Genomic DNA, 13,098 nt, shown 5'->3' on the forward strand with positions numbered 1-13,098 from the left:
GGGCCGGCGCATGTCCGCTCAGGGCAGCGCGGCGACCGCCTCCGCGTACGCGACGCCCGTGCGGACCGCCGCGTCGACGAGGACCGTGACCTGTGCCGGGGCCACCCCGTACGCCAGGTCGGTGGTCACCTCGCCGGCCAGCACCAGTTCACCCTCGCCCGGATCGTGCACGTACGCGCTGGGCAGCAGCCGGTCCCGGTTCCACCCGTTGCAGAACGCGTACGCCTCGGCCCGACGGGCGGCCGGCAGCCGACGACCGGCGACCACCCGGGCGTGCAGGATCTCGCCGCGCTCCCCGGCCCGCCGGAACTGGATCACCGCGTCGCCCCAGCGCCCGAGCACGGTGCCGGTCGGGTCCAGGGCGTACCCGTCGCCCCGCCGGTCCAACGCCTCGGTGATCATCCGTACGGTCAGTGCACCGACCTCGTCCGCCGTCTGACCGGCGGAGTCGTCCGTCCTGACCTCGGCCCCGGTCCCGCTGCCGGTCGGCGTCGGGTCGCCGGGCCAGGGCTCGTCGTCCGGCTCGATCTCGTCCTCACCCGGCAGCGGCACCGGCTCGGCCAGCGGGCGTTCGGCCAGCCAGGCGGCGATCCGGCCGGACTGGTGGCCGGTGCCGTTGCGGGCGTCGAAACTGCCGGCGAGCGCGGTGGCGACAGCGAGCAGCTCGGTGCCGAGCGCGCTCACCGTGACCTGCGCCGCCGGCCGTCCCCGGTATGCCGGCCGGTGCACCGCGCGGTCGCCGTCGGCGGCGGCGCGGGCGCAGACCAGCGCACCGGCGGCGGTGAACTCCATCACCGACCGGTCGTCGTGCGGCTGGTCCAGCCGGGGCAACTGCGCGACCAGGATCGCCAGCCCCTGCCCGAGGTGCCCGCCGAGGGCACAGAAGCGCAGGTGCGTGGCGAGGTGGCCGAACCCGTCGGGCTCGACCCGGTGCCGCCGGTACGCCCGGACGTGGGCGCGGGCCGCCCGGTGCGTCTCGCCGGCCCGCAGCCAGGGCAGCAGTGCCCCGGTCAGGGCCGCTTCGGGCTGGGCGGTGCAGCCGTCCGGACCGTCCAGCACGGACGCGACGGCGGTGAGCGCCTCCGTCCAGTCGCCCCAGCCGGCGAGCAGTTCGGCCTGGCGTACCGGCAGGCAGTCGGGACATCCGGCGGCCGGGTCGGCGGGCGCGGCCTGCCACCGGCGCAGCCAGTGCCGGGCGGCGGGCTCGTCGCCGAGATGGTCGGCGATCCGGCAGCGCACCTGCGCCACCACCGCGTCGTCCCGGTCCGCCGTCACCCCCAGGCCCGTGTCGGTGTCGAGGAGGTGGGCGGCCTGGTCGAGGCCGATGCGCGGGGTGCCGAGCAGGGCTTCGGCGGCGTACCGGCGGTAGCGGCGCAGCGTCTCGTCGTCGGGGCCGCCGGGGGTGGACCGGGCGCGGGCGGCGGCGTCGAGGCAGCGCCGGACGGGCTCGAAGAGGCGCCACCGCTCGCCGCCGCGCAGGTGCGTCTCGACCAGTTCGGACCAGGCGGCCCGGGCGGTGGCCGGGTCACCGGCCGCCTCGGCGCGGACGGCGACGCGTTCCACCTCGGCGATGCGCGCTTCGCCGTCCGGCATGTCCCGGGCGACGTGCAACGCGTCGGCGGGCCGTTCGCCGGGGACCGGCGCGGTGGTCCGGCTGCGCTGGCGGCCACGTCCGGGACCGGTCGGCCAGCCGGTCACGGCCGCTCCGACCCGACGAGCCGGCCCACCTCGGCGGCCAGCCGGCGGCCGGTGGAGATGCCCCGGTCGAGCAGCCGGTCGAGCTGGTGCGGGGTGACGCCGCGTTCCAGGTCGGTGATCACCTCGCCGCAGACCCGGGCCCGTCCGGCGTCGTCGACGTGGACGAACGCCTTGGGCCAGAACAGGTCGTGGTTCCAGGTGTTGCAGAACTCGTGCAACCGGGGCACCTCGTCGAGGCCGAAGGCGGGCGTGGCCACGATGCGTACCTGGAGGATCTCGCCGTCGTCCCCGGCGCGCAGGAACCAGACGTGGCCCTCGGCCCACCGGCCGACCAGCGCACCCCCGTCGGCGGTGACGGGGTGGCCCCGGTGCGCCAACACGGCCGTGACGAGGTCGTGCGTCAACGGCCGCAGTGCCGACGGATGGCCGGCCAACGGTCCGTCCTCGAACTCCGGCGACGCCATCGGGCACCCTTCCGTGGGGCGAATATCACGGCACGCGGCGGTGGCCGCGCTGCGACACGCGGACGCGACCAGTAAGACCGGCGTATCCCGGGGCCCGCCGTTACGGTGATGCTATGGCGGGCCGTACCTCTCAGGCGAGTCGCCGACGCGGCGCGTCGCCGCGCGGTGGCACGAACAACAGTCGTGCGCGCCAACCGGCGAAGAAGACCCGGGCGCCGGTCCGGCGTCGCACCACGGCCCGGGGGCCGGGCCCGGCGGCGTACGTCGGCCGGGCGGTCCGTGCGGTGTGGATGGGCCTGGCGCACAGCGTCGGGTGGGCGGTACGCGCCACCGGCCGTCAGGCCGCCTCCGCCGCCGACATCGACCCGGAGCACCGCCGCGACGGCGCCGGCCTGCTGGTGATCGGCCTCGCCCTGCTCACCGCCGGTGCACTGTGGTTCTCCGGGGCCGGCCCGCTGGGTGCCCAACTCGCCGACACGATCCGATTGTTCCTCGGTGCCATCTCCATCGTGGTGCCGGTGCTGCTCGGCATCGGCGCCTGGCGGCTGATGCGGCAACCCGGCGATCCCGAGCACCGGGGACGCGGCGTGATCGGCTGGGGCTCCATGCTGGTCGCCACCGCCGCGATGCTGCACATCGGTCAGCAGCCGTCCGACCCGACCGAGCGGGACTTCGCCGGTGGCCTGGTCGGCGCGGGCGTCGGCAGCGTGCTGGAGCGCGCGGTCACCGCCTGGGTGGCGGTGCCGCTGCTGCTCCTGCTGCTGGTGTTCGGGCTGTTGGTGGTGACCGCGACGCCGATCAACAAGGTGCCCGAGCGGCTCGGCCTGCTGGCCGGGGCGGTGATCGGCCGCACCGAGGAGGAGGACGAGGCCGAGGCGGAGACGCCCGCCGCGCCGTCCCGGCGACGGCCGGCGAAGCGGACTCCTTCGCCGATCGATCCGGACGACTTCGAGGACCTGGACGGGGTGGACCTCCAGGAGACCGTGGTCCTGCCGCGCAAGGCACCGTCCCGGGTGCCGGCCAGCCGCAAGCCGGCCGAGCCGCCGGAGCACTCGCCCGCGCCGACCCGGGCCGAGCAGCTCGCGTTGACCGGGATGGCCGGGGACTACACGCTGCCGCCGGCGAACATGCTGAGCACCGGAGCCGCGCCGAAGAGCCGCAGCAAGGCCAACGACGAGGTGATCGCGGCGCTGACCGGGGTCTTCGACCAGTTCGACGTGGACGCGGCGGTCACCGGATTCACCCGGGGCCCGACGGTGACCCGGTACGAGGTCGAGCTGGGCCACGGCGTCAAGGTCGAACGGATCACCCAGCTCTCCCGCAACATCGCGTACGCGGTGAAGTCGCCGGACGTGCGGATCCTCAGCCCGATCCCGGGCAAGAGCGCGGTCGGTGTGGAGATCCCGAACACCGACCCGGAGAACGTGGCGCTCGGTGACGTGCTGCGGTCGCGGGCGGCCACCAGCGACCACCACCCGATGGTGGTGGCCCTCGGCAAGGACATCGAGGGCGGGTTCGTGGTGGCCAACCTGGCCAAGATGCCGCACATCCTGATCGCAGGCGCCACCGGCGCCGGGAAGTCCAGTTGCCTCAACTCCCTGCTGATGTCCATCCTGACCCGGGCCACGCCGGACGAGGTGCGGCTGCTGCTGATCGACCCGAAGCGGGTCGAGCTGACCGGCTACGAGGGCATCCCGCACCTGGTCACCCCGATCGTGACCAACGCGAAGAAGGCCGCCGACTCGCTGGAGTGGGTGGTCCGCGAGATGGACATGCGCTACGACGACCTGGCGGCCAACGGGGTCCGGCACATCGACGACTTCAACCGCAAGGTCCGCAACGGCGAGATCAAGGCGCCGCCGGGCAGTGAACGGGAGATGCGCCCGTACCCGTACCTACTGGTAATCGTGGACGAGTTGGCCGACCTGATGATGGTCGCACCGCGTGACGTGGAGGACTCGGTCGTCCGGATCACGCAGCTCGCCCGGGCCGCCGGGATCCACCTGGTGCTGGCCACCCAACGGCCCTCGGTCGACGTGGTGACCGGTCTGATCAAGGCCAACGTGCCGTCCCGGCTGGCGTTCGCCACCTCGTCGCTGGCCGACTCGCGGGTCATCCTGGACCAGCCCGGCGCGGAGAAGCTGCTCGGGCGCGGCGACGGCCTGTTCCTGCCGATGGGCGCGTCGAAGCCGGTGCGGATCCAGGGCGCCTGGGTCACCGAGCGCGAGATCGGCGACGTGGTCAAGTTCTGCAAGGACCAGCGCGAGCCGGAGTTCCGTTCCGACGTGCTGGCCCCCGCCCAGGAGAACAAGAAAAAGATCGACGAGGACATCGGCGACGACCTGGACCTGCTGGTGCAGGCGGTCGAGCTGGTGGTCACGTCGCAGTTCGGCTCGACCTCGATGCTCCAGCGCAAGCTGCGGGTCGGGTTCGCCAAGGCGGGTCGCCTGATGGACCTGATGGAGACCCGGGGCGTGGTCGGCCCCTCCGAGGGTTCCAAGGCCCGCGAGGTGCTGATCAAGCCGGACGAGCTGGACGAGGTCCTGGACGGCCTGCGGGGCACGGAGGGCTGACCTCGGTGGCTCCTGGCCGATCGGTCGGCGCCGTCACACCGGACCGACCCGTACACGAGGAAGGGCCCGCCGGACGTCCGGCGGGCCCTTCCTCGTCTGCGGTGTCGCGGGTCAGCTCGCGAGGGCTGCCGCGAGGACCAGGTTGAGCAGGATCGCGGCCACGCCGGCCCCGGCGGCGTACCAGCCGAGCGGCTTGTCGCCCTGCACCGCGCCGGCGACCCCGAGCCCGACGGCGACCAGGCCGAACAGCAGCGGGAACAGGAACAGCGCGAGGCCGGCGAAGACGAAGCCCGCGATCGTGCAGATGCGGGCGGCGTTGGTGCGCGGGCGGGTGCCTGCGTGTATGTTGGCCATGATCTCCTCCGGTGGTCAACTCGTCGTTGATCGGCCAGTACCCATACCGGCGTGCCGTCCAAACAGCACCCCGGACACGGATCAGTGATAGATCTTGAGCCCCACCACACCGGCCACGATCAGCAGCAGACAGAGCAGTCGGGGCAGGCTGGCCGACTCGCCCAGGACGAGCATGCCGACCAGGGCGGTGCCGGTCGCGCCGATGCCGACCCACACCGCGTAGCCGGTCCCGACCGGGATCTCGCGCAGCGCGTACGCCAGGCCGCCCATGCTGAGCACCAGCGTCACCGCGAAGACCGCGGAGGGGACGGGTCGGGTGAAGCCGGCACTGCGGTCCAGGGCGATCGCCCACGCCGTCTCGAGAAGTCCGGAGATCACCAGTGCGATCCAGGCCATCGGGTCACCTCTTCGGGGCCGCCCGGGCCACCGGGGCGCCGGGACGAGTCGGGTCCATCACGCGGGGCGTCTTGGCTCACCGGGTACGCCCACGACTCGTCCGGGACGGCCACGCGGGCCGTCGCGACCGACCGTAGCACCGGACGCGGCGGAGGGTACGGGTGAGAACGCTCACCGGGAGTGGACCTGAACCTGACTTCACCTTGCACGATGGCAGGCATGACGGTCCTCATCACCGATCCGGAGGTCGCCGCCGCGCTGGACGCCGCGACCACCGTGGACGCGATGCGCCACGCCCTGCTCGCCGCGTACGAGGGACGGCTGGTGGCCCCGCCCCGGGCCGCCGCGTCGCTGGGCGGGGGCCGGATGGTGTTGACCGCCGGGCACCTGCGCGGCCAGTGGTACGGCTACCGCTCGTACGACACCTTCGGGCACCCGGGCGCCGAGCAGGTGGTGGTGCTGCACGACGGTCGTACCGGGGCGGTGCGGGCGGTGGCGGTGGGCGCGGAACTGGGCTCGCGGCGTACCGGCGCGACCGGCGGGGTGGCGGTGGACACCCTGGCCCGCCCGGACGCCGCCACGCTGGGCGTGATCGGTGCCGGTCGGATGGCCTGGGCCCAGGTGTGGGCCGCCGCCGCGGTACGACCGCTGCGGGAGGTGACCGTGCACAGCCGCTCGGTGTCCCGCCGGGAGGCGTTCGCCGCCCGGGTCCGCGCCGACCTCGGCATCCCGGCCCGCGCGGTGGACACCGTGCCCGGCGCCACCCGGGACCGGGACGTGGTGGTGCTGGCCACCACCAGCACGACGCCGGTGCTGACCGCCGCCGACGTCTCCCCGGGTGCGCACGTCAACGCGGTCGGCTTCAAGCAGTCCGACCGGGCCGAGTTCGGCACCGACCTCCTCGACGCCGCAGCCGTGCTGGCCAGCGACTCCCCGGAGCAGGCGGGCGCGTACGTCCCGCCGATGCTCGCCGCCCAGCCGCCGTACGCCGACCACCTGCGCGACCTGGGCGCGGTGCTGGCCGGCGCGGCACCCGGCCGCACCGACGCGGACCAGATCTCGGTCTTCTGCGCGGTCGGCCTGGCCGGCACCGAGGTGTTCCTGCTCGACCGCCTGGTCTCGGTCCTCGCCCCGGCCGCCTGACCGGCCCGACCACCGGCGGGTCCAGCCGTCCGGCCCGGCCCCGCCGGCCCGGGCTCGCACGACCCGTCCGCCTCCGGTCGGTCGGGGCCCGGCCGGGCTGTCGGCCGGTGCCCGGTGGCCCGGTACCCTCGGATGGTGTCTGCCACCTCTCCTGTCGACGACTCCCAGGCGGTGCGTCCGGCGTCGCCCCGCGACCCGGGGCAGTCGCCCGCCGACGGCCGCCGGGTCGCCCTGCTGACCCTCGGCTGTGCCCGTAACGAGGTCGACTCGGAGGAGCTGGCCGCCCGCCTGCACGCCGACGGCTGGCAGGTGACCACCGACGGCGAGGGTGCCGACGTGGTGGTGGTCAACACCTGCGGTTTCGTGGAGAAGGCCAAGCAGGACTCGATCCAGACGCTGCTGGCCGCCGCCGACACCGGCGCCAAGGTGGTCGCGGCCGGCTGCATGGCCGAGCGGTACGGCCGGGAGCTGGCCGACAGCCTCCCCGAGGCGCAGGCGGTGCTCAGCTTCGACGACTACCCGGACATCGCGTCCCGGCTGGACGCGGTCGTGGCCGGGCGGGAGTTCGCCGCGCACACCCCCCGCGACCGGCGGGAGCTGCTGCCGCTGACCCCGGTCGCCCGGCGGGACAGCGCGGTGTCGCTGCCCGGCCACGGCACGGTGGCCGAGGTGGACGAGCACACCCCGGCGCACCTGCGTCCGGTGCTGCGTCGCCGCCTGGACAGCGGTCCGGTGGCCTCGCTCAAGCTGGCCAGCGGCTGCGACCGGCGGTGCACGTTCTGCGCGATCCCGGCGTTCCGGGGCGCGTTCGTCTCGCGTACGCCGGACGAGCTGCTCGCCGAGGCCGAGTGGCTGGCCAAGAGCGGTGTCCGGGAGCTGGTGCTGGTCAGCGAGAACTCCACCTCGTACGGCAAGGACCTGGGCGACCCCCGCGCGTTGGAGAAGCTGCTGCCGCAGCTCGCGGTGATCGACGGCATCGTCCGGGTACGCGTCAGCTACCTCCAGCCGGCCGAGACCCGGCCCGGCCTGGTCGAGGCGATCGCCACCACCCCCGGCGTGGCACCCTACTTCGACCTGTCGTTCCAGCACTCCAGCGAGCCCGTGTTGCGCCGGATGCGGCGTTTCGGCTCCACCGACCGCTTCCTGGACCTGCTGGCCTCGGCCCGTGCCCTGGCGCCGGAGGCCGGGGCGCGGAGCAACTTCATCGTCGGCTTCCCCGGCGAGACCCGCGCCGACTACGAGGAACTGGTCCGTTTCCTCACCGAGGCCCGGCTCGACGCGATCGGGGTCTTCGACTACAGCGACGAGGACGGCACCGAGGCCGCCGGACTGCCCGGCAAGGTCTCCGCCGCCACCATCAAGCGCCGGTACGACAAGCTCAGCGCCCTCGCCGACGAGCTGTGCTCGCAGCGCGCCGAGGACCGCCTCGGCGCCACGGTCGAGGTGCTCGTGGACTCGGTCGACGGCGGCGTGGTCGAGGGGCGGGCCGCGCACCAGGCTCCCGAGGTGGACGGCTCCACCACCCTGGTCGCCCCGGACGGCGGCGGGGTCGACCTGGCCGCGCTGCGCCCCGGTGACCTGGTCCGGGCCACCGTCACCGACACCGAGGGCGTCGACCTGGTCGCCGTACCCGATGAGATGATCTCGGCGGCGCCCGGCGCGACACGGTGACCGCCGGCCAGGAGGAAGCGGGGGAGCGACCAGGTGTGCTGCCGGAGAGCGGGCCGATGACCGAGGCGACGGAGTCCACGCCGCTTCCCGTGGTGGCCCGGGTGGTCCCGGTGGTCAACGCCGCCAACGCGCTGACCGCGCTGCGGCTGCTGCTCGTGCCGGTCTTCGCCGCCTGCGTGGCGGTCTCCGGCATGACGCACGCCGGGTGGCAGACCATCGCCTGCGTGATCTTCGTGGTGGCCTCGGCGACGGACCTGGTCGACGGCTGGATCGCCCGCCGGTTCTCGCTGGTCACCGCGTTCGGCAAGGTGGCCGACCCGATCGCGGACAAGGCGCTCACCGGTGCCGCCCTGCTGCTGCTCTCCTGGTACGGCCAACTGCCCTGGTGGGTGACGGCGGTCATCCTCGCCCGCGAACTGGGCATCACCGCGCTGCGCTTCTGGGTGATCCGGCGCGGGGTGATCGCGGCGAGCCGGGGCGGCAAGGTCAAGACGGCGCTCCAGATCCTCGCCATCACCTGGTATCTCTGGCCGATGCCCGACGGTCTGGCCGTGGTCGGCCCGTGGATCATGGCGGCGGCGGTCGCGGTGACGGTGGTCACCGGGTTCGACTACGTCGCCCAGGCTCTGCGGCTGCGCCGTATCCGCTGATCGGTCGCCCGGCGGTGCGGCGGGTAGACCGCCCGCTCGTCGGGAAGGATGCAGGGCGTGGGTGTCACAGAGGGCGAAGGACAGATGGGCAGCGCGGCGGCCGGTGTGGTGCACCGCCTCACCGAGCGGCGGGAGACCCTCGCCACCGTCGAGTCGCTGACCGGTGGACTGCTGGCCGCCACGATCGTGGAGGTCGCCGGGGCGAGCGCGGTCTACCGGGGCGGGCTGGTGGTGTACGCGACCGAGCTGAAGGAACAGCTCGCCGACGTACCGGCGGATCTGCTGGCGGCGCGCGGCCCGGTGGACGGCGACGTGGCCGCCGCCCTGGCCGAGGGCGGACGGCGGCGCTGCGGCGCCGACTGGGGCCTGGCCACCACCGGCGTCGCCGGCCCGGAGCCGCAGGACGGCAAGCCGGTCGGGTTGGTCTACGTCGCGGTCGCCGGCCCGCACGGCAGCGAGGTCCGCGAACTCCACCTGGACGGCAGCCGGGACCACATTCGGGGCGAAACCGTCACCGAGGCGCTGCGGATGGTCACCGCCCACGTGCAGAAGGACGCCGCTGCCGCAAGCTAGGAGGGCGGGGCGGGATGTCGCGGCGGCCCACAACGGGTACGGTTGCGGGAAAGCTCCGACAGTCGGAGCCGGTGCGCACCACCGGGCCGGCGGCCGGGCGAACTGTGTCCCTCAGGGGAGGTGCGATGGTCCTGCTACGCCGGGTGATCGGTGACGCACTACGGGCGCGCCGGCAGGGGCAGCACCGCACGCTGCGCGAGGTCTCTTCCGCCGCCAACGTCAGCCTGGGCTACCTGTCCGAGATCGAACGCGGCCAGAAGGAACCCTCAAGCGAACTGCTCGCCGCGATCTGCGACGCCCTCGGCGCCCGTCTGTCCGAGCTGTTGCGCGAGGTCAGCGACACCGTCGCCCTCGCCGAGCAGCTGCCGGGCGTGCTGGTGCCGGTGCAGGACGAGCCGGCCGAGGCGACTCCGGTCGGCGCGACGGCGGTGCACAAGTCCACCGGTCGACCGGTCCGCCAGGTCAGCTCGGACGGCTCCGTCGCGGTCGCGGTGCGCCAGGAGTCCCCGCTCAAGGCGACCCTGCGCAGCACCCGGGTCCGCTCCGCCGAGCGCACCGAGCGGGACGTGGTCTGCGCCGCCTGAGCGTGTTCCACACCGCGTGAGCCGCCGGCCGATGGTCGAGGTGGCGACCGCCGCGTAGGGTTGATCGCAGCGTCCCCCTCGCGCCGGTACGGATGCCGTGCTGGCGCTCGGCGGGGACGATGGACCCACCATCGCCGGTGGCCGAGCTGGGCCGGCCGGACATGGCGGTTGGCGCAGCGAACGTGACTGAGGGGATACGGCGGAGATGGCGAACCCGTTCGTCAAGGGGTGGAAGTACCTGATGGCGCTCTTCGGCGCCCGAATCGACGAGCACGCCGATCCCAAGGTGCAGCTCCAGCAGGCGATCGACGAGGCGCACCGGCAACACCAGGCGCTCGTGCAGCAGGCCGCCGCGGTGATCGGCAACCAGCGGCAACTGGAGATGAAGCTCTCCCGGCAGATGTCGGACGTCGAGCGGTTGCAGAGCAACGCCCGGCAGGCGCTGGTCCTCGCCGACCAGGCCCGGGCGAAGGGCGACGAGACCGAGGCCGGACGCTACGAGCAGTCCGCGCAGACGCTCGCCAGCCAGCTCGTCTCCTCGGAGCAGGCCGCCGAGGACCTCAAGACCCTGCACGACCAGGCGCTCGCCGCCGCCGGCCAGGCCCGCCGGGCGGTCGAGAACAACTCGATGATCCTCCAGCAGAAGCTCGCCGAGCGGGCCAAGCTGCTCAGCCAGCTCGAACAGGCCAAGATGCAGGAGACGGTGGCCTCCTCGCTGGAGTCCATGTCGGCGCTCACCGCTCCCGGCAGCACGCCCAGCCTGGACGAGGTCCGCGACCGCATCGAACGCCGCTACTCCACCGCGATGGGCCGCGCCGAGCTGGCCGGCAACTCGGCCGAGGGCCGGATGCTGGAGATCCAGAAGGCTACGCTGGACGTGGCCGGGTCGGCCCGACTCGACCAGATCCGCGCCAGCATGGCCGGTGAGCAGCTCGGCGGCACCGCCGACCGGGACGCCGTCGGTGGCCAGCAGCCCGCCGCGCAGACCAACGACCCCGGTGTGGCCCGCCTCGACGAGCTGCGCGCCAGCATGAACCGGGATCGCAACCCCGGCGACGCCAGCGCCGCCGGCTGAACCGAGGCGTCAAGGAGGCGACGGTGGCAACAGACGAGCGCACCCGCTACTTCCGCCGGCTGGGCAAGCTTCGCCGCTCCGCCCGCCGGTGGAGCGTACTGGCCGGTGGGCTCGGCGGTGCCACCGTCATCCTGACCCCGTACGCCGGTATCGGCCTCGCCGACGCCGCCTGGGCCGCCGCCGCAGGCGCCTCCACCGCCCTGGCCGCCTGGCGTTGGGTGGACCTGCGGGCACTGGCCGCCCAGCCCGCCCCGCCCGCGCTCGACCCCGCCCAGGCCGCCGCCCGCAGTCGGGCCCGCCTGGTCGCGGCCGTGGAACGACTCCCGGTCGGTGCCGGCGTGGTGGCCGAGGTACGCCGCGCCCGGTCCCGTGGCGCCCTCCGGGGCACCAGCGCGGCCCAGCCGTGGGAACGACTGGACCGGGCGGCGTCGACCCTGGCGTCCATGGGCGGCCGGCTGACCGGCTTCGCCGAACCCGCCGTCGCCGAGGCCACCGCGGCCGAGCAGTCGCTGCGCGAGCTGGCGACCCGGGTGGCGAGCGTGGAACGTGCGGTACGCCTCGCGCCACCCGACGCGCGTCCCGCGCTGGCCGAGGCGCACGAGGCGCTGACCGGGCAGTTGGACGCCGGTGTGGGGGCGTACGAGCGGCTGGTGGTGGCCGCCGCCGGGTATCTGGCCGAGGAGTACCGGCCGAACAGCGAGCACCCTTCCGCGGCGCGGCTGACCGAGGCCACGGACATGCTGCACGGTTTCGCGTCGGCGCTCTCGGAGCTACGGGCCGTCGGCCGCCCCGCCACCACCACCTGACCGCCGGACCCCCGGATCGACGTGCTCGGGACGTTGTCTACCCACTCTGCCCACGCCCGGTGTCCTGTGACGGGCAAGGGCGGACGGGTGCGGTCGAGGCGCGTACCACCAGCCGTGGGGTGAGCCGGACCGAGTGGTCCAGCGCGTCGCCGTCGGTGAGTGCCTCGACCAGCAGGGTCGCCGCCCGACGGCCGACGTCGAAGTAGGGGACCCGTACCGTGGTCAGCGCCGGGTCGACGCGGTCGGTCAGCGGCATGTCGTTGTAGCCGACCACGCTGATGTCCCCGGGGCAGCTCAGGCCGGCGGCGCGGATCGCGGCGTAGCAGCCGAGCGCCATCATGTCGTTGCCGGCCAGGACCGCGGTGGGTGGCTCGTCGTCGGCGAGCAGGGCGGCCAGTGCGCTCTCGCCGTCCCGTTCCGAGTAGCCCTCCCGGGCGACGACGTAGCCCTCGGGCACCGGCAGGCCCCGGTCGCGCATGATGTGCTGGAAGGCGACGTACCGTTCGTGCCCGGCCGAGGTCCAGAGGGGTACGCCGAGGTAGGCGATCCGTCGATGCCCGAGGCCGATCAGGTGGTCCAGCGCCTGTGCGACGCCGACCGATTCGTCGACCGTCGCCGACGGGACGGTGGTGGCGTCGACCTTGCGGGACATCATCACCACCGGCACTCCGGACGCGGTCAGCTCCACCGGCAGCGGCTGGTCCCGGCGGGCGGTGGCCAGGATGATGCCGGCGACCCGCCAGGAGAGCAGCATGCCGAGGCGTTTGGCCTCGGCCACCGGGTCGTTGTCGGTGTCGGCGAAGAGCGTGGTGTAACCGTGCCGGGCGAGCACCTGCTCGGCGCCGCGCACCAGCGGTGGCATGACCGGGTTGGACATGTCGGGGATCAGCACGCCGATCGCCGCGCTGCGGTGGGTGCGCAGGCTCCGGGCCATCTGGTCGGGTACGTAGCCGAGTTCGGCGGCGGCCTGCCGGACCAGCGCCTCGGTGCGGGAGTTCACCGGCCGGCTCTTGGAGCCACTCAGTGCGCGCGAGGCGGTGGCCAGGTGCACGCCGGCGACCCGAGCCACGTCCCGCAACGTCGGCTGGGTGCCGTGGGTACCCGTCACAGT

13 protein-coding genes and 1 riboswitch are annotated in these 13,098 nt (G+C 74.1%); of the genes, 8 read left to right on the forward strand and 5 right to left on the reverse strand.

What is annotated here, in order from left to right; translation table 11 throughout:
- Positions 1-18 precede the first annotated feature (18 nt).
- Both ABZ738_RS14110 and ABZ738_RS14115 read right to left on the reverse strand, forming a co-directional pair.
- Positions 19-1,593 (reverse strand): YbjN domain-containing protein, encoded by a 1,575-nt coding sequence (locus ABZ738_RS14110; RefSeq protein ID WP_357213342.1) that lies wholly within the window; start codon positions 1,591-1,593, stop codon positions 19-21.
- Positions 1,594-1,694: 101 nt separating this feature from the next.
- Positions 1,695-2,162: a YbjN domain-containing protein gene (locus tag ABZ738_RS14115; protein ID WP_131057877.1), complete on the reverse strand. Its 468-nt coding sequence runs from the start codon at positions 2,160-2,162 to the stop codon at positions 1,695-1,697.
- 113 nt (positions 2,163-2,275) lie between these two features.
- Between ABZ738_RS14115 and ABZ738_RS14120 the strand changes: the two genes are divergently transcribed.
- Positions 2,276-4,735 (forward strand): DNA translocase FtsK 4TM domain-containing protein, encoded by a 2,460-nt coding sequence (locus ABZ738_RS14120; RefSeq protein ID WP_357213210.1) that lies wholly within the window; start codon positions 2,276-2,278, stop codon positions 4,733-4,735.
- A gap of 111 nt (positions 4,736-4,846) precedes the next feature.
- Here ABZ738_RS14120 and ABZ738_RS14125 read toward each other — a convergent pair whose 3' ends face one another.
- A complete protein-coding gene (locus ABZ738_RS14125) occupies positions 4,847-5,089 on the reverse strand; it encodes a hypothetical protein (RefSeq protein ID WP_357213213.1) in 243 nt (80 codons plus the stop codon).
- Positions 5,090-5,170: 81 nt separating this feature from the next.
- Complete coding sequence (locus ABZ738_RS14130) at positions 5,171-5,485, reverse strand: SMR family transporter (RefSeq protein ID WP_131057162.1); 315 nt, start codon at positions 5,483-5,485, stop codon at positions 5,171-5,173.
- Positions 5,486-5,545: 60 nt separating this feature from the next.
- A riboswitch (guanidine-III (ykkC-III) riboswitch) is annotated at positions 5,546-5,611 on the reverse strand.
- Between the two features lie 93 nt (positions 5,612-5,704).
- On the opposite strand from ABZ738_RS14130, the gene ABZ738_RS14135 reads away from it, so the two are divergent.
- The 7 genes from ABZ738_RS14135 to ABZ738_RS14165 all read left to right on the forward strand — a co-directional run bounded on the left by ABZ738_RS14135 (position 5,705) and on the right by ABZ738_RS14165 (position 11,987).
- Positions 5,705-6,628, forward strand: coding sequence for an ornithine cyclodeaminase family protein (locus ABZ738_RS14135; RefSeq protein ID WP_357213216.1), 924 nt, complete (start codon positions 5,705-5,707; stop codon positions 6,626-6,628).
- Positions 6,629-6,799: 171 nt separating this feature from the next.
- The gene (rimO, locus tag ABZ738_RS14140; RefSeq protein WP_357213345.1) at positions 6,800-8,299 is read left to right on the forward strand and encodes a 30S ribosomal protein S12 methylthiotransferase RimO; all 1,500 of its coding nucleotides are present in this window, start codon (positions 6,800-6,802) and stop codon (positions 8,297-8,299) included.
- 56 nt (positions 8,300-8,355) lie between these two features.
- Positions 8,356-8,949, forward strand: coding sequence for a CDP-diacylglycerol--glycerol-3-phosphate 3-phosphatidyltransferase (pgsA, locus tag ABZ738_RS14145; RefSeq protein WP_131057602.1), 594 nt, complete (start codon positions 8,356-8,358; stop codon positions 8,947-8,949).
- Positions 8,950-9,033: 84 nt separating this feature from the next.
- On the forward strand, positions 9,034-9,522 hold the full coding sequence (locus tag ABZ738_RS14150) for a CinA family protein (protein ID WP_176095697.1): 489 nt from the start codon (positions 9,034-9,036) through the stop codon (positions 9,520-9,522).
- Between the two features lie 125 nt (positions 9,523-9,647).
- A complete protein-coding gene (locus ABZ738_RS14155) occupies positions 9,648-10,106 on the forward strand; it encodes a helix-turn-helix transcriptional regulator (protein ID WP_131057730.1) in 459 nt (152 codons plus the stop codon).
- Between the two features lie 205 nt (positions 10,107-10,311).
- Positions 10,312-11,181: a PspA/IM30 family protein gene (locus tag ABZ738_RS14160; RefSeq protein WP_131057729.1), complete on the forward strand. Its 870-nt coding sequence runs from the start codon at positions 10,312-10,314 to the stop codon at positions 11,179-11,181.
- A 23-nt stretch (positions 11,182-11,204) separates the two neighbouring features.
- Positions 11,205-11,987 carry a hypothetical protein gene (locus ABZ738_RS14165; RefSeq protein WP_176093017.1) on the forward strand — a complete coding sequence of 261 codons (783 nt, stop codon included), beginning with the start codon at positions 11,205-11,207 and terminating at the stop codon, positions 11,985-11,987.
- Positions 11,988-12,024: 37 nt separating this feature from the next.
- Here ABZ738_RS14165 and ABZ738_RS14170 read toward each other — a convergent pair whose 3' ends face one another.
- On the reverse strand, positions 12,025-13,095 hold the full coding sequence (locus ABZ738_RS14170; RefSeq protein WP_357213221.1) for a LacI family DNA-binding transcriptional regulator: 1,071 nt from the start codon (positions 13,093-13,095) through the stop codon (positions 12,025-12,027).
- Positions 13,096-13,098 lie beyond the last annotated feature (3 nt).

The sequence above is a fragment of the Micromonospora sp. NPDC047793 genome, assembly GCF_040642635.1.
In the GTDB taxonomy this organism is placed as follows: domain Bacteria; phylum Actinomycetota; class Actinomycetes; order Mycobacteriales; family Micromonosporaceae; genus Micromonospora.